At 55.8% G+C, this 21,431-nt stretch carries 28 protein-coding genes; 21 read left to right on the top strand and 7 right to left on the bottom strand.

Going from position 1 to position 21,431, the window contains the following annotated elements; genetic code table 11:
• Positions 1-29 precede the first annotated feature (29 nt).
• Together E3E42_RS10335 and E3E42_RS10330 are read left to right on the top strand one after the other, a co-directional pair.
• On the top strand, positions 30-713 hold the full coding sequence (locus E3E42_RS10335; protein WP_167904584.1) for an MjaI family restriction endonuclease: 684 nt from the start codon (positions 30-32) through the stop codon (positions 711-713).
• A gap of 13 nt (positions 714-726) precedes the next feature.
• Positions 727-1,830 carry a hypothetical protein gene (locus E3E42_RS10330; RefSeq protein ID WP_167904490.1) on the top strand — a complete coding sequence of 368 codons (1,104 nt, stop codon included), beginning with the start codon at positions 727-729 and terminating at the stop codon, positions 1,828-1,830.
• Between the two features lie 7 nt (positions 1,831-1,837).
• Here E3E42_RS10330 and E3E42_RS10325 read toward each other — a convergent pair whose 3' ends face one another.
• The 3 genes from E3E42_RS10325 to gcvH form a co-directional block, all read right to left on the bottom strand.
• Entirely contained in the window at positions 1,838-2,755 is a 918-nt protein-coding gene (locus E3E42_RS10325) for a site-specific DNA-methyltransferase (protein WP_167904489.1), read from the bottom strand.
• A 689-nt stretch (positions 2,756-3,444) separates the two neighbouring features.
• A complete protein-coding gene (locus E3E42_RS10315) occupies positions 3,445-3,783 on the bottom strand; it encodes a hypothetical protein (protein ID WP_167904487.1) in 339 nt (112 codons plus the stop codon).
• A 46-nt stretch (positions 3,784-3,829) separates the two neighbouring features.
• Positions 3,830-4,234 (bottom strand): glycine cleavage system protein GcvH, encoded by a 405-nt coding sequence (gene gcvH, locus E3E42_RS10310; protein ID WP_167904582.1) that lies wholly within the window; start codon positions 4,232-4,234, stop codon positions 3,830-3,832.
• 195 nt (positions 4,235-4,429) lie between these two features.
• On the opposite strand from gcvH, the gene E3E42_RS10305 reads away from it, so the two are divergent.
• Genes E3E42_RS10305 through E3E42_RS10270 form a run of 8 tightly spaced genes read left to right on the top strand, consistent with a single transcriptional unit; the run spans position 4,430 to position 8,220 of the window.
• Positions 4,430-5,035: a Na+/H+ antiporter subunit E gene (locus E3E42_RS10305; RefSeq protein ID WP_167904486.1), complete on the top strand. Its 606-nt coding sequence runs from the start codon at positions 4,430-4,432 to the stop codon at positions 5,033-5,035.
• Positions 5,011-5,283, top strand: a complete 273-nt coding sequence (locus E3E42_RS10300; RefSeq protein WP_058938702.1) for a monovalent cation/H+ antiporter complex subunit F — start codon at positions 5,011-5,013, stop codon at positions 5,281-5,283. The genes E3E42_RS10305 and E3E42_RS10300 overlap by 25 nt, the downstream gene beginning before the upstream one ends.
• Positions 5,276-5,590 (top strand): monovalent cation/H(+) antiporter subunit G, encoded by a 315-nt coding sequence (gene mnhG / locus E3E42_RS10295; RefSeq protein WP_167904485.1) that lies wholly within the window; start codon positions 5,276-5,278, stop codon positions 5,588-5,590. The genes E3E42_RS10300 and mnhG overlap by 8 nt, the downstream gene beginning before the upstream one ends.
• A complete protein-coding gene (locus E3E42_RS10290; RefSeq protein ID WP_167904484.1) occupies positions 5,571-5,801 on the top strand; it encodes a hydrogenase subunit MbhD domain-containing protein in 231 nt (76 codons plus the stop codon). Before mnhG ends, E3E42_RS10290 begins: the two co-directional genes overlap by 20 nt.
• On the top strand, positions 5,798-6,040 hold the full coding sequence (locus E3E42_RS10285) for a hypothetical protein (protein WP_148883438.1): 243 nt from the start codon (positions 5,798-5,800) through the stop codon (positions 6,038-6,040). The genes E3E42_RS10290 and E3E42_RS10285 overlap by 4 nt, the downstream gene beginning before the upstream one ends.
• Positions 6,037-6,438: a Na(+)/H(+) antiporter subunit B gene (locus tag E3E42_RS10280; protein WP_014013410.1), complete on the top strand. Its 402-nt coding sequence runs from the start codon at positions 6,037-6,039 to the stop codon at positions 6,436-6,438. The genes E3E42_RS10285 and E3E42_RS10280 overlap by 4 nt, the downstream gene beginning before the upstream one ends.
• A complete protein-coding gene (locus E3E42_RS10275; protein WP_167904483.1) occupies positions 6,431-6,721 on the top strand; it encodes a cation:proton antiporter subunit C in 291 nt (96 codons plus the stop codon). The genes E3E42_RS10280 and E3E42_RS10275 overlap by 8 nt, the downstream gene beginning before the upstream one ends.
• Positions 6,718-8,220 carry a proton-conducting transporter membrane subunit gene (locus E3E42_RS10270; protein WP_167904482.1) on the top strand — a complete coding sequence of 501 codons (1,503 nt, stop codon included), beginning with the start codon at positions 6,718-6,720 and terminating at the stop codon, positions 8,218-8,220. The genes E3E42_RS10275 and E3E42_RS10270 overlap by 4 nt, the downstream gene beginning before the upstream one ends.
• On the opposite strand, the gene E3E42_RS10265 is transcribed toward E3E42_RS10270, so the two are convergent.
• Positions 8,203-8,610, bottom strand: a complete 408-nt coding sequence (locus tag E3E42_RS10265; RefSeq protein ID WP_167904481.1) for an ACT domain-containing protein — start codon at positions 8,608-8,610, stop codon at positions 8,203-8,205. The genes E3E42_RS10270 and E3E42_RS10265 overlap by 18 nt on opposite strands.
• Before the next feature lie 75 nt (positions 8,611-8,685).
• Between E3E42_RS10265 and E3E42_RS10260 the strand changes: the two genes are divergently transcribed.
• Complete coding sequence (locus E3E42_RS10260) at positions 8,686-9,834, top strand: cation:proton antiporter (protein ID WP_167904480.1); 1,149 nt, start codon at positions 8,686-8,688, stop codon at positions 9,832-9,834.
• A 166-nt stretch (positions 9,835-10,000) separates the two neighbouring features.
• Positions 10,001-10,474 carry a pyruvoyl-dependent arginine decarboxylase gene (locus E3E42_RS10255; RefSeq protein WP_014013405.1) on the top strand — a complete coding sequence of 158 codons (474 nt, stop codon included), beginning with the start codon at positions 10,001-10,003 and terminating at the stop codon, positions 10,472-10,474.
• 9 nt (positions 10,475-10,483) lie between these two features.
• Here E3E42_RS10255 and E3E42_RS10250 read toward each other — a convergent pair whose 3' ends face one another.
• Complete coding sequence (locus tag E3E42_RS10250) at positions 10,484-10,987, bottom strand: hypothetical protein (protein ID WP_167904479.1); 504 nt, start codon at positions 10,985-10,987, stop codon at positions 10,484-10,486.
• A 96-nt stretch (positions 10,988-11,083) separates the two neighbouring features.
• Between E3E42_RS10250 and speE the strand changes: the two genes are divergently transcribed.
• The 7 genes from speE to E3E42_RS10215 all read left to right on the top strand — a co-directional run bounded on the left by speE (position 11,084) and on the right by E3E42_RS10215 (position 16,360).
• A complete protein-coding gene (speE, locus tag E3E42_RS10245; protein WP_167904580.1) occupies positions 11,084-11,950 on the top strand; it encodes a polyamine aminopropyltransferase in 867 nt (288 codons plus the stop codon).
• Positions 11,951-11,983: 33 nt separating this feature from the next.
• Positions 11,984-12,769 (top strand): UbiA family prenyltransferase, encoded by a 786-nt coding sequence (locus E3E42_RS10240; RefSeq protein ID WP_167904478.1) that lies wholly within the window; start codon positions 11,984-11,986, stop codon positions 12,767-12,769.
• Positions 12,770-13,912: a glycosyltransferase family 4 protein gene (locus E3E42_RS10235; RefSeq protein WP_167904477.1), complete on the top strand. Its 1,143-nt coding sequence runs from the start codon at positions 12,770-12,772 to the stop codon at positions 13,910-13,912.
• 11 nt (positions 13,913-13,923) lie between these two features.
• Positions 13,924-14,640, top strand: coding sequence for a creatininase family protein (locus tag E3E42_RS10230; RefSeq protein WP_167904476.1), 717 nt, complete (start codon positions 13,924-13,926; stop codon positions 14,638-14,640).
• Complete coding sequence (locus tag E3E42_RS10225; protein ID WP_167904475.1) at positions 14,640-15,290, top strand: hypothetical protein; 651 nt, start codon at positions 14,640-14,642, stop codon at positions 15,288-15,290. Before E3E42_RS10230 ends, E3E42_RS10225 begins: the two co-directional genes overlap by 1 nt.
• Before the next feature lie 40 nt (positions 15,291-15,330).
• Positions 15,331-16,143 carry a hypothetical protein gene (locus tag E3E42_RS10220; protein WP_167904578.1) on the top strand — a complete coding sequence of 271 codons (813 nt, stop codon included), beginning with the start codon at positions 15,331-15,333 and terminating at the stop codon, positions 16,141-16,143.
• Between the two features lie 64 nt (positions 16,144-16,207).
• A complete protein-coding gene (locus tag E3E42_RS10215) occupies positions 16,208-16,360 on the top strand; it encodes a nucleotide-binding protein (RefSeq protein WP_240703224.1) in 153 nt (50 codons plus the stop codon).
• A 107-nt stretch (positions 16,361-16,467) separates the two neighbouring features.
• Here E3E42_RS10215 and E3E42_RS10210 read toward each other — a convergent pair whose 3' ends face one another.
• Together E3E42_RS10210 and E3E42_RS10205 are read right to left on the bottom strand one after the other, a co-directional pair.
• Positions 16,468-17,472 carry a cell wall-binding repeat-containing protein gene (locus E3E42_RS10210; RefSeq protein ID WP_167904474.1) on the bottom strand — a complete coding sequence of 335 codons (1,005 nt, stop codon included), beginning with the start codon at positions 17,470-17,472 and terminating at the stop codon, positions 16,468-16,470.
• A gap of 45 nt (positions 17,473-17,517) precedes the next feature.
• Positions 17,518-18,192: a metal-dependent hydrolase gene (locus tag E3E42_RS10205; protein WP_167904473.1), complete on the bottom strand. Its 675-nt coding sequence runs from the start codon at positions 18,190-18,192 to the stop codon at positions 17,518-17,520.
• 237 nt (positions 18,193-18,429) lie between these two features.
• Between E3E42_RS10205 and E3E42_RS10200 the strand changes: the two genes are divergently transcribed.
• Together E3E42_RS10200 and E3E42_RS10195 are read left to right on the top strand one after the other, a co-directional pair.
• Complete coding sequence (locus tag E3E42_RS10200) at positions 18,430-19,914, top strand: sodium/proline symporter (RefSeq protein ID WP_206206101.1); 1,485 nt, start codon at positions 18,430-18,432, stop codon at positions 19,912-19,914.
• A gap of 134 nt (positions 19,915-20,048) precedes the next feature.
• On the top strand, positions 20,049-21,428 hold the full coding sequence (locus E3E42_RS10195) for an acetate--CoA ligase family protein (protein WP_167904574.1): 1,380 nt from the start codon (positions 20,049-20,051) through the stop codon (positions 21,426-21,428).
• Positions 21,429-21,431 lie beyond the last annotated feature (3 nt).

The following is a 21,431-nucleotide window of genomic DNA, read 5'->3' as shown; positions in this document are numbered from 1 at the left end:
GAGTCTGTGTAACGAGAATTTCACTGGTGATGGTCGTGCCCAAAGCCTATGAAGTTGTTATTAAACGAGAGGAATTGATGAGGGTTCTGGATGTCCCAGAAACGGAATTTGAAAAGTATGTTTCTCCCCTAATAAATTTGGCGAACAACTTCGCCCAAGCAACAAGACCGCGCGCTGTGGGCCAAATGTCCGAACTCATAAAAGAGTTCCAAAAGGAATACCCAAAGAACAAATGGACTTTTGACAACTGGGAGAACTTCTACCTTTCAAAGGAAGTTATCCCAGGAGTCACTGGAGAGGAAGCCATCGACAGAGCCGTCAAACGGATTGAAAAGAAAATTGAAGAAATGCGGAAAGTCTTGGAAAGTATAGACGAAGTCACCATTCGTGAGTGGGTAGAAGATTTGATACTAAAGAAGACTTTCTGGGGACTTATGGTTCAGAGACCAATCCTTAGCAAGCTTGCTGAAATTTTCGCGGGGGATTCTATGAGTTATAGATTATCCTCTCCTGAAGAGGAATCAAAAGGCATCGATGGATTTATCATGATCAATGGGAGAGAGTTCCCGGTTTCGATAAAGGGTGTAACCTACAAACAGGAGAAACATCTGAAAGAAAATATAGAGGCACCGATCATCTATTATGAGAAGACCAAAACCGGTTTGAAAATAGATTACTCCGAATTTGCGAGATTAGTGGAGAGCTTTCTCTAAAGGGGTGAGCAAAATGGGCAGGCAGTATCATATCATAACCTGCGACTCGGATGAGATAAGGACACAATTCATACAGGATGGACTCGTAGGAATACGACCTGTGCTTACAAGAGAACCAAAGCGCAGGGGGGAGAGTGAGGAAACCCACCTTAAAAAATGGGTGGGAAATTCTGTCAAAATGAATTGGGATATTCTCGCCGATCTTGCGCGGGTGAGAGAGAGGGATTACATCCTTCTTCATACCAAGGGTTCTATCACTGGAGTGTTTGAGGTTAACGGAGACCCTGTTGTCGATGCAGGCCTTTCGCATCTCTTCGATGGACAAAATGTCAACACAAGTACTTGGAACAACAACTGGAGCACGGTGACTACCACTGTAAATTCGGGAAATTTTGTGTGGTGGATACCTATAATCCCCGTCGATGAGTTATATTTCAAAGAGATGCCGATGGATCCACTGTTCAATGATATAGTCCGTGGAAGAATCACTAGCCTGCCATCACGGCTTAGATATGAGGACAAAAACAAAACAATAAAGGGGGTAACCCGCAAAGATTTTGAGAGGATTATTGACCTGTTCGAGAACTACTCTCAGCCGGACACTCCCATCGCTGGACAGCCCCCCGCCGTAAATTTTGCTCCTATGACCTTTGATACATTTCAGGATGGTTATGAGAAAAACCTCGAGGCCGTGTTGGTTCATCGTATCCGCAAAGGGACATTGACCATATCCGGCCTTGAATTTAGACATAGTCATGTTCTTAATACAGTCCCCCTTGGATATCTAAAAATGGCAGACCTCTTAACCTGGAACGAACGAAATGGTAGAATTATCAACCCATGGATATGGGAGCTTAAGGCAGGTTCTTTAAACTGGACAGCACTACGAGAAGAACTCAAAAAACTTGCAGTACGGGCTTCTTATCTCGACCAGTTCTTCGGCGCCGACCAGAGTGATTTCAAAGTCACTGGTGTTATAGTTGCCGAGAATTTCACTATAAACAGAAGGGCATTCGAAGACCTGATAACTCCAATCGGAACAATTGAAGAGATTATCCTCGTTAAATACACCAGAAGCGGGACAACTCTCAGTTTCAGGTTATTCGACAAAAGATGATGGGGGATCATTGCCCACGATGAATGAATCGAACCTCGAAGGGGCTATCAATCCTGCGCTGGTTGGCTCCTATTTTCTCTTTTATCACAGGTTCGAGATTGGGGTCAATTTCGTACCCAATGCTGTTCCTTTTTAGCTCAATGGCGACCTTTGTCGTTGTTCCCGTACCAAGGAACGGGTCGAGAACGGTATCTCCAATGATAGAGAACATCCTAATAAGCCTGCGGGGTATCTCTTCGGGGTAGGCCGCCGTTCTCCTCGCGAGGGCACTATGATTCTGACGAACTCCCCTGATGTCGTTCCAAATCTGTGAGAACCATCTGTCTCGCTCTTCCTTCGTGTATTTACTTGCATATCGGTATGGGTCTTTTGGTTTAAACCTTCTTGGGCCTCCCTTCCTGAATATGAGAATATATTCTACATCGAGAGTTACATAAGCATTTGTCGGAAGAAAACCAGAACCGAGGAATGCATTCGGTTTGTTGGTGGGTTTTTTCCAAAGGATATATGGAAGTGTGACGAAACCAATCTTCTCAAAGTGCTCTATAATCTTTGAGTGGTTCGGGAACAACCTGAAGATACCATTCACTTTCCTCGTTGCATCACCAATATTGATGCAGGCAATTCCCCCGGGGATAAGCACCCTATACAGTTCTTTCCAAACGGGAAGAAGAACCTCGTGCATCAGTTCATAGATTTGATATGCGATCCGTTCCTTCTCATTCTCATCGGTAGTTTGTTCGAGTTCTTCCCACTTTTCCCTTATGCGGTCGTCGAGACTTTTGAAGAGGTCATCCCAGATTTGAATCATTGGGTAAGGTGGGGATGTTACAACAAGATGGACACTCTCATCCTCGATTTCATCCATATACCTTGAATCCCCGAAAATAATTTTGTGTGTAGTCTTTATAGCTGGAATTTTCATTTTTCACCCTCCGAAATCTCCCTTTTCACAATCGTGGACATAATTGATTTCTCCGATAACCAAGATAAGACGATGTTACGGATGACATCCGCATCGCTTTCTCCCATCTTCCCCTTAAACCTTTGTAAAATCCCCCATTGCTCATCAGTGAATGTCACCTGAACCCTCTTACCCATGGGGCACACACTCCAGACACATATCAGACACATTGGAGTATATAAACTTTCTCGTCGGTGTCACATCATTACGAGTCTTAAACCCCTTTGTCCACTATTATTACCGGTGAAAGTATGAATGAGCGCGAAGTGTTCAGAGTGCTCGACGGCCTCGTAAACTGTTCGTGAAGCTCATCGCATTCCAAAAAACAGACGAGGTCAAGGAAGTGACAGACCTCGCTGAGCTTCTGCGGTTCACGCACAGACAGCGAGTAAACGTCGGGGATCCCTATGAGCACCGGGCGCTAAAAACGGGTAGGGTATCTGAAAAGAACGAAAGTTATAAAAGCCCCGACGACGGAATAGGCGGTAGTGGGGGGGGCTCTCTGTGAGCGATTTAACTAGGCGGTTATTGTCGCTCACGAACAGAGGGCTCTCCGCCCCCAATCGAGGAACGAGGCGAGCGATGAAGACCTCTAGGGTATCTGAGACTGCGCCTCGCGCAGCGGTGATGATGGTCAAAGCCTGAGCTCACTACTCCTCCATCTCCTCGATTTCCTCGAGGATCTCCTCAAACTTCTTGAAGTCCTCCGTCTTAGCGAGCAGGGTGACGAACTCGTCTATCTCCTTCTTCTCCAAGATCGCCCCGGCAAGGAGCTTGCCGGTGTAGCGGTTGTTCTTTATCTCCCAGAACATGTAGAACTCGGGGAAGTTCTCCTTTATCTTCCTGTAGGCGACACCGTACTTTGAATCCTTAAGCGGGTTCTGCTCGAGGTAGAAATGGCCAGGCTCAAGTTCTATCATGTGCAGAACAGCGCCCCTCTTTGTCCTTACGAGCTTTACCTTCACGTCCCACTCCTTGAGAACCTTCATGACCCAACACCAGAAGGGATAGAGTAGAAAAGTATTAAAGCCTTGCTCAGAGGCTCTCAAGGTACTCAGCGTAAGCGCTGGCGTCCATAAGCTCCTTGAGCTCCTCGTCGAGGTTGCCCGGCTTGAGCTTGACTATCCAGTTCTCGTAGGGGTCCTCGTTGATGAGCTCCGGGCTGTCCTCGAGCTCCTCGTTGACCTCGACGACCTCGCCGCTGACCGGGGCATAGACCTCGGAAACGGCCTTGACACTCTCAAGCTCGCAGAGAACGTCGCCTTTGTTGAGTTCGGAGCCGGTCTCCGGAAGCTCGACGTATGCAAGATCGCCGAGCTCCTTCTGGGCGTAGTCGCTTATGCCCACCAGAACCGTCCCGTCATCGAGAACCTGGACCCACTCGTGGTCCTTCGTGTAGTAGAGGCCCTCCTTAACCCTGTATTCTCCGACTTCAATCATGAACATCACCGGTTCTCGTAGGAAGAGCAGAGATTTAAACCTTTCCATGAGTGAAGGATTCTGCATTCGCCGTTTTCACTTCGGCTGCACAAAGTTTCGGTGTTTCCCGAAGAACTCCGAACGAATTTCACAGATCTGGGCAATCCTTTGGCCAATTGCAAAAGCGTTATAACCCCTCGTACCCTAAACCACCACATGAGCCGCGTCCCCTTCTACCTAAAGGAGAGGCTGAAGACCCTCAACGAGAGGGTTCTCCACGAAACCTCCGGGGCGTCCGGCCTGCCGCCCTGGGAAAGGGTGGCCCTGACCTGGCTCGCCCTGATGGCGTTCTGGATCGTCATAACCTCCAGTGTGGAGCCGAGGAACCTAATCACCGGCGCCGTGGTTACCCTCCTTGTGTCGCTCTTCATGCGCGATCTCCTGACCGGAGACGTGAGGAGGAGCGGCCACGTACTCGAGAAAATCCTCTACTTCGCCCTCATCTACCTGCCCCAGTATCTGGTGATAATGGCCTTCCGCCTGCTGGAGAGCAACGTGAAGGTGGCCAGGAACGTAATATTCATGGATATCAACCCCGGCATCGTCAAGATAAGGACCGATCTGCACTCCGACACGGGCGTAACGATACTCGCGAACTCCATAACCCTGACGCCCGGCACCCTTACACTGGACGTCAAGAAGAAGCTCGACGAGACCTACCTCTACGTTCACTGGATAGACCTGGAGACCCTCAACCGGGAGAAGGCCGGAGAAAAAATAAAGGGGGACATAGAGGAATGGCTCAAGAAGGTCTTCTGGTGAGCGCATTCTATCTGCTCGTCTTCACGGCGGTGCTGATAACATACCGCGTGCTCAGGGGACCGACCCTTCCAGACAGGATAGTGGGCCTGAACACAATAACGACGAAGGTGGTGGTGATAATAGCACTGGTCTCCGTCATGAGGGGCGAGTACTACCTGATAGACCTCGCGATAGTCCTGCTCATGGTGAACTCGGTCGGGGGACTGATTCTGGCGAAGTACATGGAAAGGAGGGGTGCCGGTGCTTGAGGTTCTGCTCCTCCTCTTCGGGGAAGCTGTAATGCTCTTCGGGGCCCTCGGGATACTCAGATTTCCCGACGTTTACACCAGACTCCACGCGGCCACAAAATGCGACACTGGGGGAGCGATGAGCATAATCCTCTACCTCATCATCACCATGAACGCCCCCGCCCTGGTGAGGGCCAAACTCCTCGTCCTGGCCTTCCTTATAGCCATGATAAACCCCATGGTGAGCCACGCCATAGCGCGCGGGGCCTACCGCTACGGGGTAAAGCCAAAAGTCGTGGTGGACATGTATGCCTGGGACAATCCTTGATGTGGTCTTCCTCGCGATGATGATCCTTGCCGTTGCGGTGGTTGAGGAGAGGAACCTGGTCAGTGCGGTCGTTAAATACTCCCTCCTCAGCCTGCTCTTCATCCTGGCACTCTTCGAGCTGAACGCCCCAGACGTTGCGCTCTCGGCGATAGTGGTGGGGGCAATAGTCATAGGGGTGTTCCTCTTCACGATAAAGGGGGTGACGCGGTGAGGGCCGCTGCCGCCGCCCTGACGCTCGCACTGGGCGTTCTGCTCCTCTCGCTGAGCTACTCGCCGCCCTACGGAGGGAGCTACACGTACTACGTCACCCACTGGACGGAGATAAACGTTCCCAACCTAGTGTCGGCCATCCTGGCCGGCTGGAGGGCCTATGACAGCCTTGGCGAGGCGAGTCTGCTATTCACGGCCGTCATCGGCTTTTACGTCCTCCTCGGGGGGAAGAAAAAGTGAAGATGAGCACCGTCGTGAGGACGACGACCAAGATGGTAAGCCCATTCCTCGTCACCTACGCGGCCTATCTGATGCTCTACGGCCACGTAAGTCCCGGCGGCGGCTTCCAAGGAGGGGTTATCCTGGCGGTGGCGGTGATACTGCTCATCACCTCACACGGCTACGGCAAAGTCCGGAGGAAGTTCCACTTCAACTGGGCTGGCCTCATAGAGAGCTCCGCCGGGGCGCTGCTGGTGCTCCTCGGAATTGCAGGCCTCGGGCTGGGGGCGTTCTATTCAAACTTCCTGCCGACGGAGGGAGGGATAATCCTGCCTTTCAACGTGATCGTGGGGCTGGAGGTCGGCGCGGCTTTCACGTTCGTCTTCTACATCCTGCTGAGGTGGGTCGAAAGTGATTAGTCCGGAGCATGCTGGAATCCTGATAATGCTCGTTGGAATCTACGGCCTGATGGCCAAAAGGGAGCCGATAAAGCTAGTCCTCTCGATAAACATCGTCTCCCTCGGGCTTGTCCTATTCTTCATAGGTCTCGCGTACTCCCCCGAAAAGGACGTGCCGATAATGCCAACTGACCCCGTTGATCCTCTCCCGGCAACGCTCATGCTCACCACCCTCGTCGTGGACGTCGCGATAACCTCCCTCGCTCTCGCGGTTATAATGCGGATGGAGGGTGACGGCGAATGATACCCCTGATGGCCGCGCTGCCCCTGCTGGCTGCTTTCATACTCATGCTCCTCGATGTGCTGAAGGTCAAGAGAACCGTAATCAGGGGAGTTTTTCTGCTCGGAGCCCTCCTGCCGGTTCCGGTCGTTCTCTTAAACGGGCTTGGTTCGGAGATCGTCGGGGGCTGGGCGCGGGAGGCTGGAATAGAGGTCGCCCTGACGCGGACGAACCTGCCATTCATCGCGGGGGAGCTTGTGCTCTTCATCTTCGTCGCCCTGTACTCCCTGTACTACTTCGATTTCAGGAACAAAAAGACGCCGAAGGTTCTCGCGCTCCTTCTGCTCCTCCACACGGGGCTTATGGGAGCGTTCATAGCACGGGACTTCTTCAATTTCTACATATATTCCGAGATAGCATCTGTATCGGCCTTTGCGCTCGTGGCCTTCTCGGACGAAAAGGGCTCCAAGAGGGCCGCGTTCAGGTACCTCATAATGTCCCTGCTGGCATCGTACCTCTTCGTCTTTGCGGTCGGGATAATCTACATGGAGACCGGCTATCTCAACGTCGATCTCGTCAGAGAGAGTGCCGGGCCATCCAGGGAGCTGAACACCGCCCTGGCACTGGCATTTACCTCGCTTCTCCTCAAGGCAGGCATCTTCCCGCTCCATTCCTGGCTCCCAGACGCCCACTCGAGCGCGCCGACTCCCGTGAGCGCGGTTCTGAGCGGCGCCGTTGTCAAGGCCCCCGCCTACGGGATGATACTCCTCCTCTCCGCCCTCCCCTCAGGGGAAACCTTCAGGGCGGCCGTGATGGGGATGGCGGTGACGTCGATATTCTTCGGCATCGCCGGGGCTCTCCTCCAGCGGGATGCAAAGCGCTTCCTTGCGTATTCCACGGTCTCCCAGATGGGCTACGTCCTCCTCGGCGTTGGGAGCCTCAACTTCGTCGGGGCGGCGTACTACGCGATGGCACACTCCATATTCAAGGGAGGCCTGTTCCTTGCGGTGGGTTCGCTCGGGAGGGAGAGCAGAAAGCTCGGGGAGTTCGGCTACAGGAACGCGCCCGTTATGGCAGCCTCCGTCCTCACCCTCAGCCTCGCGATAGGAGGAATAGGACCACTGGTTGGGGCATACGGAAAGGAACTGCTCTACGAAAGCCTGTCGGGCCTTTGGAAGCTCGCCGTCCCATTGGGAAGCATCGGGACACTCACGTCCTTCGCAAAACTGAACCACCATCTTAGACGGGGTGAGGCCCCGGGAATGCCCGCGGCATGGAAGCTGCCGTCGCTTGGCCTGGCGCTGGCGGCCCTCCTAACCGGCGTTTACCTCGGAGCAGGCGTAAATCCCAGGGACGTCCTGTATCTATCCTCCGCGCTCCTCCTCTTTGCACTCCTAAAGTGGCTCGGAGTTCTCGGCAGGAGCCCAAGGGCCGGCCCCAGGGAAATCGGGAGGGATGTGAACATCCTCACCGCGGTTTTCGTGATGATGGCCATAGCCATGATTCTACTCCAGGGGTTTTAGATGAACCTCCTTCACCGCGGACAGGGAGGCGAGCTCATTTTTCAGGGCATCCAGGGTTATGCTCATCCCGCTCACGTCCACGACCGCGACGATGCCGGCCAGTCCAATGGCACCGAACTCCTCTGACTCGCTGAAGAGTATGTTAACCCCGTGCCTGCCGAAGAGACCGCTGATCCTTGCCAGAACCCCCGGACGGTCCTCCACAACGAGCTCAACCTCTACGAGCTTCTTTCCAGGCAGGGCCACCCTTTCCAAGTGAACCTCCTTGAGGTCGGTGTCTATCTCGAGGAGGAAATATGCGCCCTCCACCACGCCAAGCTCGTAGGCGTAATCCCGGGGCAGCTCAACCTTACCGTTCTCCTTAATCCTGACTATCTCATAGTGTCTCATGATTAAAACTCTCCGCACGGGAATAAAAGGGTTGCCGGCAGAAAAATTATTAACATCCCGCACGTAATGGAGGCCATGGAAATCATAGGGTACGTCTTCGTAATCATAGCCTTCGCAAGACTCCTGGCTGAGGGATTCGAGAGGCTGGGCTACCCGGGGTTTCTCGGCGAAATCACCGCGGGAATGATCCTGAGCGCGATCCTGATAGACATGCCCAGGGACCAGATGGCCCTGCTGGCGGAGCTGGGCCTGTTCTTCCTCATGATATCCGCGGGCCTGGAGGTGACCCCGGAGGAGCTTCACTACGCGGGGAGGAGAACCCTGCCCCTCTATATCCTCACGTACGGGGTGATGTTCCTCACGACGATTCCGTTCACCGGGGGACGCGTCGGCCCGGACAACGTCATAACCGCGGCAATACTGTCAATAGCATCGGCCCCGATAGTGCTCAGGCTCAAGAGGTTCTTCGGAAGCGACTTCCTCCACGTGGCCCTCTCCTACGCGGTGATAAGCGAGATATTCGGTCTGTTCCTCGTTTACATGGTCATAAGGTTTAACGAGAACCCCGGCGACTACGGGCCGATACTGTCGAGCGTGCTGAAGGACCTCGCCTTCGTGGGGACCCTGCTCTACATCAACTACCTCCTCGGCATAAAGCAGAAGGTCCGCATAATACGCTTCCTCCGCAGGCTCAAGAGCGACGAGGCCGTTTTCGGACTGTTCATGGTGTTCTCCACATCCCTCGCATTCATCAGCGAGGAGATAGGAATGCACTTCAGCATAGGCGGCTTCCTCGCCGGTTTGATGATGCACAGCGACCTCGTCGGTACCAAGCAGTACGACAGGCTGACCACGATAGTCAGCGGAGTCACCTACGGAATCTTCGCCCCGATATTCTTCGCCTGGCGTGGTTTGAACTTCGAAACAGAGCTGTCCTTCGTGGTGATGGAGTTCTTCGCCGCGATATACGCGGTGAGGCTAACGCTGTCGGTTCTGGCCGTGAGAAAGACAGATCTCTCCACGAGCCTCGTCAGGGGCGCCGGCATAGCGAGCTTCGGTGTCCTCGGCCTCCTCATCGGCGAGGTGGGTTTCGTCTCGGGAGTTCTAAGCGAGCACATGTACGCCATGGCATCCCTGGCCAGCGTGCTCGGCATATTCGCCTCCGCAACCCTCGGAAGGGTCGTGAACCACCATCAGAAAAAGAGGTCCAGCAGTGCCGCATAGTGCTCAATCCTGCTTCACCTCTGAGGTCTGGCCACGAGGCGGGCCATCAGAGGTCCTTTCAGATATAGCGAAACGTTTTTAAGCCGCCCGCAGAGTAGCGAGTAAGTGAACCGTTGCTTTGCCGTATAATCGCCATATACGTGAGAGAAGAAAGGAGGAAGCTGAGATGAGCTGGACAACTCCCAAGAGGGCTTTTATAGGTGCCGCCGCCGCAGAGGGCGGAACCAAGCTGAACGCATTTGACAACGCACTCCTCAAGCTGGGCATAGGGAACGTTAACCTCGTCAGGCTGAGCAGCGTCATTCCGGCGCACATAGAGTGGATCGACGAGGTTCACGACGTCCCCATAGGCATGCTCCTCCCGACGGTCTACGCCCACATCGAGAGCGACGAGCCGGGGATGACCATAAGCGCCGCCCTTGGAATCGGCATCAGCGAGAACAACGAGGGCGGTCTCATCTACGAGTACAGCGGCTACTGCACGAAGGAAGAGGCCGAAGAGATGGTAAGGAAGATGGTTGAGGAGGGCTTCGCCGTCCGCGGCTGGAAGCTGGCGGAGTTTAAGGTCGCCAGCGCTAGCATAACCGTCAAAGACAAGCCCGCCGCGGCGCTGGCCGTCGTGGTGATGTTCCCCTACTGAGCCCTTTTTTCATACTTTCTCAATTTCCAGGAGGACGTACTCCCCGGAGGAGATTTTCTCGAAAAGCATGTTGTACCTGACCCCGTCCTTCACCGCCCAGACGTCTATGTACTCGCCATCTCCAGCCGGACGAACGTTCATCCACAGAACCTCAAACCCAGCCCTTTGAATGGCACTTCTCAATATGCCCCTGAGGTGCATTCCCGGCTCAAAACGACCTCCACTGTGATCCTTACCATCCAGAAAACGCCAGAGATTGAAGAACAGCCTCCTGGGGTTCGAATTTTCCGCGGGATACATAAAGAGGGCACGCCCATCCTCCCGGAGAAGGAAGCTGTACCTCGCGTTCTCAAAGACCACTACCGAGAGACTCAGATTCGGATAACCGTCATCGTCAGGGGCGTTTCTTATCTCACCTACTATGTGGGGGACGCCGTATTGGAATCCATCCTCGATCTCATCCCTCACAAGTTCAAGCTTTCGAGCAAGCTCACGCCTTATTTTCGGATTCATCACCCGTAGTCCCGGGGAACTCTTATAAAAATTTTTTCGGCGGGAAAGAACCTTAAGCTTTAAAACCCCGTGCCCTACCTAAGGGCGGTGAGACTCATGGGATACAACGAGAAGGAAAGGGCGTTCATCGAATGGTACCCTCGCGGTTACGGCGTTGGCTTCAAGGTCAAGCAGCGCCTATTTGAGACGCAGACCGAGTACCAGCGCCTTGAGATTTACGAAACAGAGGGCTTCGGAAAGCTGCTCGTCCTCGACGGGACGGTTCAGCTCGTTGAGGTCGGCGAGGAGAGCTACCACGAGGTTCTCGTTCACCCGGTCATGCTCGCGCACCCGAACCCGAGGAGAGTGCTCGTCATAGGGGGAGGCGACGGCGGCACGCTGAGGGAGGTCCTCAAGCACGGGACGGTGGAGAAGGCGACGATGGTGGAGATAGACGACGGCGTGGTGGAGGCCTCATACATCTACCTCGACGTGGCGAAGGACCTCCTCGACAGGCTCCTGAAGGGGGAGGAGCCGAGGGCCGAGCTCATAATCGGCGACGGCGTAAAGTACCTGCGGGAGAGCGACGGGCGCTTCGACGCCATAATAGTGGACTCCACCGACCCCGTTGGTCCGGCGAAGCTCCTGTTCAGCGAGGAGTTCTACCGCTCGGCCTACGAAAAGCTCAACGAGAAAGGGCTCTACATCACCCAGGCCGGGAGCGTCTACCTCTTCACCAACGAGCTCCTCGATGCTTACAGGGCGATGAAGAGGGTCTTCGACAGGGTTTACTACTTCAGCTTCCCGGTGATAGGCTACGCCTCGCCCTGGAGCTTTCTGGTGGGGGTTAAGGGCGACATTGATTTCAGAAAGGTGGACACCAGGCGGGCAGAAAAGCTCGGCCTCTACTACTACGACCCGGAGAGGCACGAGACGCTCTTCCAGATGCCGAAGTACGTCAGGGACCTCCTTGAGAGGGCCTGACGGCTTTTCTAAAACCTTTTTGGAGGTACAACCATGCTCCGCGCGGTTATCAGAAACGCTCGAATCCCCGATGGGCGGGCGTTCGTAGGCATGGGGCTCCTGGGACTCGCGTTCAGTCTGGAGAACAGCCCCGATTACACCCGTTTGGTCATGTTCCTGATTTCGCTCGTCCTCTACGTGGCCTATGCCTTCGCGATAAACAACTGCTTTGACGCGGATACCGACTCGATAAACCCGAGAAAGAGGGAGAAAAACCCCGTGGCCAGCGGAGAGCTGAGCTTTGGGGCGGGGATTGCCTCTTCCCTCGCCATGGCGCTGCTGGGACTGGGGCTTGCCGGCAGGCTGGGGGCGGGAGAGCTGGTGGTGTACGCATCGATGATCCTGCTGGCAACCGCTTACTCGGCCCCACCGAGGCTCAAGGCGCGGCCGGTGGTGGACGTCCTCTCCCACGGGGCATTCTTCGGGGCCCTGCCCTTCCTCTACGGGGCCTACTTCGACGGCTCAATCACCGTGGAGGAGTGGGGCATCGCCGCGGCGGTGTTCCTCTACTCACTCGCCCTTGAGCTGAGGAACCACCTTGAGGACTACGAGAGCGACCTCAAAGCCGGCCTCAGGACGACGCCGATAGTCATCGGCAAAGGGCTCTCCGAAACCCTCGTCATCGCATTTTCGGCCGGGGCGGTAGGTCTGGCCCTCGCGGGAGTCCAACCAACCCTGGGTCTGCTCGGGGCCACAATTTACGGTCTCCGCACCAATTACAGGCTGATGGACGCTGCGATGGTCGCGGTCCTGATTTTCAGGGCATCAGGGGTGGTCTGATTGCGGATAGCGCTGGTGAGTGACTGGTACTACCCCAAAGTGGGCGGCGTCGCGAGCCACATGCACAGCCTGGCACTGAAGCTCAGTGAGAGGGGCCACGAGGTCGCGATAGTCACGAACGACAGGAAAACGGGGAAGGAGAAAGAGCTGGAGGCTGAGGGGATTGAACTCATAAAAATCCCAGGGGTCATCAGCCCGGTCCTTGAGGTGAACCTCTCCTACAGCCTGAAATCCACGGGAGAGCTAAACGAGTTCCTGGAGGATTTCGACGTTATCCACTCGCACCACGCCTTCACCCCTCTGGCCCTTAAGGCCGCGAAGGCAGGCAGGGAGATGGGAAAGGCCACCATCCTCACAACCCACAGCATCTCCTTCGCCCACGAATCCAGGCTCTGGGAGGCCCTCGGTCTGACGTTCCCCCTCTTCAGCAGGTACCTGAAGTATCCCCACGAGATAATAGCCGTCAGCAGGGCGGCGGAGGCGTTCATAAGGCACTTCACTGACGCTCCGGTGAGAGTCATCCCTAACGGAGTGGACGATGACGTCTTCAGGCCCCTCAGCGACAGGGAAAAGGAGCGTGTTAAGGAGGAGGTCGGCATCGAGGGAGACGTTGTCCTCTACGTGAGCAGGATGTCGCCGAGAAAGGGCCCCCACGTCCTCTTAAACGCCTTCTCAGGAATAACCGACGCAACGCTCGTCATGGCGGGTTCCGGAGAGATGCTCCCGTTTCTGAGGGCACAGGCGAAGTTTCTCGGGATAGAGGACAGGGTTCGTTTCCTGGGATACGTTGACGGCTCCCTCCTCCCGAGGCTCTTCGGCATGGCCGACGTCTTCGTGCTTCCCTCCACCACGGCGGAGGCCTTCGGGATAGTAATCCTGGAGGCCATGGCCGCGGGGGTTCCAGTGGTTGCCACGGACGTTGGGGGAATCCCGGAGATAATCAGAAACAGCGAGAGCGGGCTTCTGGTTTCCCCGGGCAACGAACTCGAGCTGAGGAACGCAATTCAAAAACTCCTCCTCGACGAGGGCATCAGGAGATGGTTTGGAAGCAACGGAAGAAAAGCCGTCGAGGAGCGCTACTCATGGAGGAGGGTTACCGAGAGCGTAGAAAAGGCTTATGAGGATGCACTGCAAAGTGTTTAAGGGGAACACTCATGAGAATGGAGGAACTCACCTGGCCGGATTTTGATGGGGTTAAACGACGGGTTGATACCGTTGTTATCCCCGTTGGGAGCGTTGAAGCCCACGGGAGACACCTCCCACTGGGGACCGACACCTTCGCCCCGCTCGAGATAGCGAAGCGCGTGGACGAGAGGGTCAGGGAGCTTGGCCGCGATGTTCTGATAGCCCCCCCAGTCTGGTACGGACACACGTTCGTTCTCAACGTTTACCCCGGAACGATAAACGTGGGGGGCGATGCCTTCAAAGCATACATGCACGGAATAATGCGCGAGTTTGCGGCCGAGGGGTTCAGAAGGATAGTCCTCCTCAACGGGCACGGCGGCAACTACTCGCCGCTGGTTCTGGCGGCGGAAGAGGTGGCCGAGGAGTTTCCCGATGTTGAGGTCTGGCTCATCAACTGGTGGATAGACTTCAGGGAGGACGTTCTTTCGATATGCTCGAGCCAGGGGCACGCTGGCCAGGACGAGACCTCGGTCATCCTGGCCATAAGGCCGGAGCTCGTTAAGATGGAGCGGGCCGCAGGAGAGAAGAGCAAATCAAAGGTAAGGCGCATAAGGAGAGACATCGGTCTGGAGCTGTTCCCCGACGGGGTGAACGACGACCCATCCCTCGCCACCGCCGAGAAGGGAGAGGCCATACTCAGCGTGGTGAGTGAGAAGATAGCCCGCCTGCTGGTGGGTGAACGATAATGGGGAAGGAAGAAGTCCTCGCCGAGATAGACAGGCGCATAAAGCGCCTCGAAGCGGAAATTCAACTGGCGGAGGACAGGATTAGATACCTGGAGGAGATAGGCGCTCCCGTGAGGTACCGCGCCCTCCAGAGGAAGGACTACACGGTGTACTACCTCGTCTTCATGGGGGTCTGGATGCTCATCGGAACTCTGGCCCTGCTCCTCATGAGGACCCGCCTCCCCTACTCCTTCAACGTCCCCCTGCTCCCTTACATCGTCATCGCCCTGGTTCTCCTGGCCGCGCCCGCGGTGTACCTGCTCTGGAGCGGGAGGGAGAAGCCGAAAACCCCGATGGAGGAGTTCGAGGAGAGGGAACGGCTCGCAAGGGACGTTCTAACGCGGTTCTACCGGCCGCTGAGGGAGGCCGTCGAAAAGGATGACCGGGAGACGATGCGGGCCATAGCCGACGAACTGCTGAACAACCCGGTTCTTGCGGGCTCTGTGGAGGAGATGGCCGAGGGGGACCCGAAGCTCATGGCCTACGCACTCTACCTCTATTCAAACTACTCCCCGGAGCTGGTGGAGGAGGTTAGGGAGACGGCGGGGAGGCTCAGCAACAAACCCCTGAAAGCCCTCCTCTCCGGACTGGTGGAGGGAAGCGGGGGCTAAAGGTTATAACCATTTTGCCGTTCTTTTTTCGGTGAGGCGATTGAGGCTGGAAGTCCTTAGCAGGGAGGATATGAACGCCCTCTCCAGGGAGCTGAGCAGGGCGGGGATAATGAACAGAACCCGGGAGGAGGTTTCCCCCCAGATATCACACTACGTCGTCATAGAGGGAACTTACGCCGAGCTTCTTGAGAAAGCGGAGGGGATAGAGCCCGTTGAGGCCGCCCTGGATGAGCTCAGATTCGCGTACGAAGAGATAACCCGAGACTGGAAAGTAGGAGAGAAAAAGAGCCTGGAGAGGCTCTTTGACGAGTCGGACCTCGGAAAGCTGATAGTGGTCACGGCCCTCATGGAGGCCGGGGCCGTTGCCGAGGAAGATGGAACGCTCGTTCTGAACGAAATGGTCCCCCTTGACTTCCTCAGAGCGGAGCTGCGCTTCTCCATAGACGATATCGAGGAGTACCTGGAGGAGGTCGAGGAGCGCTTCAAAACGGGCATGGTGACGGAGTACACCCTCGAAAAGAGATACTTCGTCGAGGTTATGGAGGTCGACAGGGAGCTGATCGAAGAGGCGCTTGAGATAGCGAAGGAGTACGCCACGGAGGAAAGCGTGGTCGAGGCGATGTTCGACGGCATAGCCCGCTCGGTTCTGGCGGACGTCATACTGGAGCTGGCCGGGAGGCACAGGCGCAAGAACGAACTGATGGAGGCCATAATGGAGAGGGAGCCGATAGTCGTTGAGGGCGAGCGCGAGAGGATGAACATATACTTCGACGAAGATGCAATAGAGGATTTCCTCAAGGAGCTCCAGAGCCTCGGCTACCTGAAGGTGAAGGGCAACAGGATATGGGTCTGATTCCCCTCTCCTCCCCTATCCCTCCGTAAAATTTTAAAAGGACTTTTCTCACCTAGGTCCGGAGGTGGTGGAAGTGGCGGAGCTGAAGGCGGTTATATTCCACGACCGCGACGGCACCCGCTACTACCGCTGCCCGCGCTGCGGAATGCTCTTCAGAACATCCAAGGACTACACCAGGCACGTGAACAGGGCCCACGGGCACCTGTTCAGGAAGTGATTCCCTATTCTTCCGCCATTTTCTCAGTTTCGGTTCTTGAACATCCCGCGGGATGAGGAGAACAGCCAGGGCTGAAAAAAGTGATGAGCGGTAGGGCTTTCCGACCGTTAGTCCCTGATTATTATTTCCTTCGTGAGCTTCACGATGAAGGTCTTCCCAACCTTCTCCCTCTCGACCAGCTGCTTCTTCTCCAGCTCCTGGATGATCCTGCTTATCGTCGGCCTCGAGTAGCCCGTCAGCTCCGGCAGCTCCTCCTGCTTGACCGTACCGCCCTTTTCGAGTATGGCGTTCACGACTATGCGCTCCTTCTCGGTCAGCACCTCTATGGGCACCCTGTTGGCGAACCACTTCTTCTTGGCGTAGTAGAGCGAAACCGGAACCGCCACGGCCAGTGAGAGCAGCACCGCGGCCGCTATCATCACCCAGTTGGTCTCCTTGGGCTGGGAGGGTATCTCTATCTCAAGGTTCTCACGGACCCAGTAGGTCTGGTAGCCCATCGCCTCTATCTTCCTCTGGACGTCCTTGGACATGCCAGCGCCCATGAGCTCGACGAGATCCGGGTGGAGCTTCTGTATGGCGTCGGCGGTTGAGTCGGAGAGGGCATCCTCCTGGGTCAGGAGGAAGGGGTAACCGTATATCATGGCCCACCTCGCTGCAGCGAGGGCCGAGCCGTAGTCGCTGGAGCTGGCGACGACGACCGTGTCGTGTCCGTTGGGATAGAAGTGCAGCGCCAGCTTTGCCGCCGTTTCCGTCCTGACCGCGCCGCCTATCCTCTCGACTATGAAGCCCATCTTAAGGAGCTCATCCTGAACCCTGTCGCTGATGGCCTGTGAGTCACCGATTATAAGGACGTGGTTCCAGCCGAACTGGGCGTAGCTCTGGAGCTGGGCGATCGTTCCAGGGTCGAGTTCCTCGCGGTTCACGGGCAGTATCGGGACGTCCAGCATCTTGGCGTAGGGGAGAGCAATGATATAATCGATTAAATCATCGTTTCTCACGATTATAAGGTCGTACTTTGGCCCCTCCTTCGTATCCTGTGCGGAGGAGAGAGGAAGCATGAAGGATGAGAACACCAGCAGGATGAGCGTCAGAGCAACGGCCCGTTTAACCATTCCATCACCTGAAAAAAGGGTAGGAAAAGGCCCTTAAAAGGTTTTTCAAAGCTCCAGGGTTTCGCCGGGTTCAAGGACTACAACTTCAGCTTTGTCCCCAACAAGCCTCCTGAACTCCCCGGGGTCCGCCGCTATAGGGGGCCAGGTGTTGTAGTGCATCGGCACGACTTTCCTGGGCTTCAGGAACTCGACTGCCTTTGCTGCCTCCCGGATTCCCATCGTGAAGTGGCCGCCTATCGGAAGCAGGGCAACGTCTATCGGCCCGTAGAGCTCGGCGAAGAGCTCCATGTCCCTGAAGACAAACGTATCACCGGCGTGGTAAATCCTGACGCCGTCAAGCTCGATTATGTAGCCGCAGGCGCTTCCTATGCTGTACTTGCCGTCGCTGCTGGAGTGCCAGGCCGGAACCTGGACGATCTTGACCCCGTCAACCTCCGTCGGACCGTAGTTCATGCCGATGGTGGTTATGCCGCCCTCGCTCTCAACGAGGTAGTTGGCTAGGTCGTACATGGCGACTATCTTCGCCCCGGTTCTCCTGGCTATCGCCGCCGCATCACCGATGTGATCGCCGTGGGCGTGGGTCACGAGTATCAGGTCCGCCTCAACATCCTCAGGCTTGACTGCGGCGGCAGGATTGCCCGTCAGGAACGGGTCTATCAGGATTTTCTTGCTCCCCTCTATCAGAAAGGCAGCGTGGCCCAGAAACCTCACCTTCACCATGAAACCACCCCCGCGGATATAATAACCTGGACTAACTTAAGTCTTTCGGGTTGTGGCCGGGGCAACCGTCACCGAACGGTACGGCCACTCCCCCACAGCCCAAATTACGAGGGCTGTAGAGTATGGTAACAGAGGTAGTAACTGAAGTACAATGTAACAGAATGTGCCTCCATAGGACATAAAAATACATCTTTGTACAAAAAAGGGCAAGGTTTATAAACATGAACAGTGTTGAATATGAGCGGTGATTCAATAGTGGAGGGCCAGACTCAAATACTGATTGTTCTGGTTCTGTACCTTTCGTTTTTGATAGGGTTCGGAGTTTATCAGGGACGGAAGGCAAAGAGCGGCAAGGACTTCGCCATCGCGGGCAGGCAGCTTCCGGGCTGGATAGCGGCGCTCTCAGAGCGCGCCACAGGTGAATCCGCGTGGGCACTATTGGGCCTCCCGGGCTTCGCCTATGCCGCAGGTCTCTCGGCGATATGGGTTGCAGTTGGCTGTGTGGCCGGTATCATCGTGGCGTGGACCGTCTTCGCCGGAAGGCTCAGGAGGGAGGCAGAGAAGTACGATGCAACAACGTTCATCGACTACATCGCCAGGCGCCACTCCGACGCCGAGAAGTGGATAAGAATCCTTGGCAGTGTTACTGTGGTGTTCTTCTTTTTCTTCTACGTCGGCGCCCAGTTCCTCGGCGGCGGAAAGACGCTGAACGCCCTCTTCGGCGTTGATCCAAAGATAGGAATGCTGATAACCGCGGTGATAATTCTGCCGTACACCGTCCTCGGAGGCCTCAAGAGCGTCGCGTACACGGACACCGTCCAGGCGATAGTCATGATACTCACCCTCACCATAGCGCCAATAGTCGGTCTCGTCTACATCGCCAACCACCCGGATGTTTTCGCCCACTCCGTTTCCAGCGCCCTGGAGATGTCCGGGCCCGAGTACTCCACAATCCTCGGCGGCCTCGTCGACGGCGCCGCGTTCGTCTTTGTCATAGCCGAGTTCTCCTGGTTCTTCGGCTACCTCGGTGGAATGCCCCAGCTCAGCATCAGGTTCATGGCAATCAAGGACGAGAAGAACGCCAAACTCGCCAGGAACGTCGGCGTCAGCTGGACCATACTGGCCTACATCGGTGCCCTCTTCATAGGATGGATTGGAATAGCCATCTTCGGCCCGACCGGCCTCGAGGACCAGGAGGCCGTCATGCCCTCGGTCATGCTGAAGCTGTTCCCGCCATTCCTCGCGGCGATATTCATAACCGGTGCCATAGCGGCCATGCTCTCCACGGCTGACTCTCTGCTCATACTCTCCGCCACCGAGCTCTCGGAGAACCTGCTCAAGCCCTTCGTCTACAAGGAGGACTTCGACCCGAAGAGGAGCCTCAAGCTTTCGAGGATCACCACCGTCGCCCTGGGTGTCATAGCACTCGTTACCGCATACCTCGTGCCCTCAAAGCTCATCTACACCATCGTCGGCTACACCTGGGCTGGAATAGGCGACACCTTCTCCGTGATAGCCATAATGACGCTGTTCTGGAAGAGGTTCCACGGAAGGGCCGTCCCGCCGACCATCGTAACGGGACTGCTGTTCACCATCTTCTGGATCAGCTCGGGGCTTGAGAAGGTCGTCTCGGCAAGGCTCATGACCTTCATCGTGACCGCTGTGGTTGCGGTGATATCGACCTACGCCCTGAAGCCCAAGGAGGCAGCCACCACCGCCTGAGTTTTGTTTTTATCCATTGATGTCCTTTTTAGCCCATTGGGGCTTTACTTTTCCTCTACCATGCCCATATTTACCTCGCTGTCCTTTTTAGGAAAGCTTATATAGAATTCCGCCGAGTTTAGGCCGGTGATGTGATGACGTTTGATTACTTCTTCAAGCCAAAGGCCATAGCGGTTATCGGAGCATCCAACGACCCGCTCAAGCTTGGCTATGAGGTCTTCAAGAACCTCAAGGATTACAAAGACGGCAAGGTTTATCCTGTGAACGTCAAGGACGAGGTCGTTCAGGGCGTCAAGGCTTACAAGAACGTGAAGGACATTCCGGACGAGGTTGACCTGGCCGTTGTCGTCGTTCCGAAGCGCTTCGTCAAGGGCACGGTAGAGGACTGCGGCGAGAAGGGCGTCAAGGGAATAATCCTCATCACGGCGGGCTTCGGTGAGGTCGGCGAGGAGGGCAAGAGGGAGGAGCGCGAGCTCGTTGAGATAGCCCACAAATACGGCATGCGCATAGTCGGCCCCAACTGTGTCGGTATAATGAACACCCACAACGCCATGAACGCCACCTTCGTGACCAACGCGAAGAAGGGAGACATAGCCTTCATAAGCCAGAGCGGTGCCCTCGGAGCGGGCATAATCTACAAGACCGTCAAGGAAGGAATAGGCTTCTCCAAGTTCGTCAGCATAGGCAACATGGCGGATGTTGACTTCGCCGAGTTTATGGAGTATTTGGCAGACACGGAGGAGGACAAAGCAATCGCGCTCTACATTGAGGGCCTGAAGAACGGAAGGGCTTTCATGGAGATAGCCAAGCGCGCCACCAGGAAGAAGCCGGTCATCGTCCTCAAAGCTGGCAAGAGCGAGAGCGGAGCGAGAGCGGCATCTTCCCACACGGGTTCGCTCGCGGGTTCCTACAAGATATACGAGGCGGCCTTCAAGCAGAGCGGAATAATCGTCGCGGACACGATAGACGACATGCTCAGCATGGCCCGCGCTTTCACCCAGCCCCTGCCAAAGGGAACCCGCGTCGCCATAATGACCAACGCCGGCGGACCGGGAGTTCTCACCGCGGATGAGATAGACAAGCGTGGGCTGAAGCTGGCCAACCTCGAAGAGGAGACCATCGAGGGACTTCGCTCGTTCCTTCCGCCGATGGCGGCAGTCAAGAACCCGGTCGACATGATAGCCTCCGCCAGGGGAGAGGACTACTACAAAACGGCAAAGCTTCTCCTCGAAGACCCCAACGTTGACATGCTCATAAGCATCTGTGTCGTCCCGACCTTCGCGGGCATGACGCCGACTGAGCACGCGGAGGGCGTCGTGAGGGCGGTTAAGGAGGTCAACAACGGCAAGCCGGTTCTCGGTCTGTTCATGGCAGGCTACGTGAGCGAGCCCGCGAAGGAGGTTCTCGAGAAGGCAGGCATTCCGAGCTACGAGAGGCCGGAGGACGCGGCCGCCGCGGCTTATGCCCTCGTGGAGTTTGCAAAGGCTAAGGGAGTTTTGAAGGAAGAGGAATGAGGT

The organism is Thermococcus sp. JdF3 (assembly GCF_012027495.1).
In the GTDB taxonomy this organism is placed as follows: domain Archaea; phylum Methanobacteriota_B; class Thermococci; order Thermococcales; family Thermococcaceae; genus Thermococcus.
Note: the sequence above shows the minus strand (reverse complement) of the source record. Positions and strands in the feature narration are given on the sequence as shown.

Excerpts from the sequence above, each read along its gene's own strand:
- E3E42_RS10335 (WP_167904584.1), top strand. The coding sequence starts at position 30 with ATGGTCGTGCCCAAAGCCTATGAAGTTGTTATTAAACGAGAGGAATTG.
- E3E42_RS10270 (WP_167904482.1), top strand. The coding sequence starts at position 6,718 with ATGATACCCCTGATGGCCGCGCTGCCCCTGCTGGCTGCTTTCATACTC.
- E3E42_RS10240 (WP_167904478.1), top strand. The coding sequence starts at position 11,984 with ATGCTCCGCGCGGTTATCAGAAACGCTCGAATCCCCGATGGGCGGGCG.
- E3E42_RS10225 (WP_167904475.1), top strand. The coding sequence starts at position 14,640 with ATGGGGAAGGAAGAAGTCCTCGCCGAGATAGACAGGCGCATAAAGCGC.
- E3E42_RS10255 (WP_014013405.1), top strand. The coding sequence starts at position 10,001 with ATGAGCTGGACAACTCCCAAGAGGGCTTTTATAGGTGCCGCCGCCGCA.
- speE (WP_167904580.1), top strand. The coding sequence starts at position 11,084 with ATGGGATACAACGAGAAGGAAAGGGCGTTCATCGAATGGTACCCTCGC.
- E3E42_RS10205 (WP_167904473.1), bottom strand. The coding sequence starts at position 18,192 with ATGGTGAAGGTGAGGTTTCTGGGCCACGCTGCCTTTCTGATAGAGGGG.
- gcvH (WP_167904582.1), bottom strand. The coding sequence starts at position 4,234 with ATGATTGAAGTCGGAGAATACAGGGTTAAGGAGGGCCTCTACTACACG.
- E3E42_RS10250 (WP_167904479.1), bottom strand. The coding sequence starts at position 10,987 with ATGAATCCGAAAATAAGGCGTGAGCTTGCTCGAAAGCTTGAACTTGTG.
- E3E42_RS10325 (WP_167904489.1), bottom strand. The coding sequence starts at position 2,755 with ATGAAAATTCCAGCTATAAAGACTACACACAAAATTATTTTCGGGGAT.
- E3E42_RS10290 (WP_167904484.1), top strand. The coding sequence starts at position 5,571 with ATGCCTGGGACAATCCTTGATGTGGTCTTCCTCGCGATGATGATCCTT.
- E3E42_RS10330 (WP_167904490.1), top strand. The coding sequence starts at position 727 with ATGGGCAGGCAGTATCATATCATAACCTGCGACTCGGATGAGATAAGG.
- E3E42_RS10315 (WP_167904487.1), bottom strand. The coding sequence starts at position 3,783 with ATGAAGGTTCTCAAGGAGTGGGACGTGAAGGTAAAGCTCGTAAGGACA.
- E3E42_RS10300 (WP_058938702.1), top strand. The coding sequence starts at position 5,011 with ATGGCTCAAGAAGGTCTTCTGGTGAGCGCATTCTATCTGCTCGTCTTC.
- E3E42_RS10305 (WP_167904486.1), top strand. The coding sequence starts at position 4,430 with ATGAGCCGCGTCCCCTTCTACCTAAAGGAGAGGCTGAAGACCCTCAAC.
- E3E42_RS10200 (WP_206206101.1), top strand. The coding sequence starts at position 18,430 with ATGAGCGGTGATTCAATAGTGGAGGGCCAGACTCAAATACTGATTGTT.
- E3E42_RS10195 (WP_167904574.1), top strand. The coding sequence starts at position 20,049 with ATGACGTTTGATTACTTCTTCAAGCCAAAGGCCATAGCGGTTATCGGA.
- E3E42_RS10210 (WP_167904474.1), bottom strand. The coding sequence starts at position 17,472 with ATGGTTAAACGGGCCGTTGCTCTGACGCTCATCCTGCTGGTGTTCTCA.
- E3E42_RS10260 (WP_167904480.1), top strand. The coding sequence starts at position 8,686 with ATGGAAATCATAGGGTACGTCTTCGTAATCATAGCCTTCGCAAGACTC.
- E3E42_RS10230 (WP_167904476.1), top strand. The coding sequence starts at position 13,924 with ATGAGAATGGAGGAACTCACCTGGCCGGATTTTGATGGGGTTAAACGA.
- E3E42_RS10265 (WP_167904481.1), bottom strand. The coding sequence starts at position 8,610 with ATGAGACACTATGAGATAGTCAGGATTAAGGAGAACGGTAAGGTTGAG.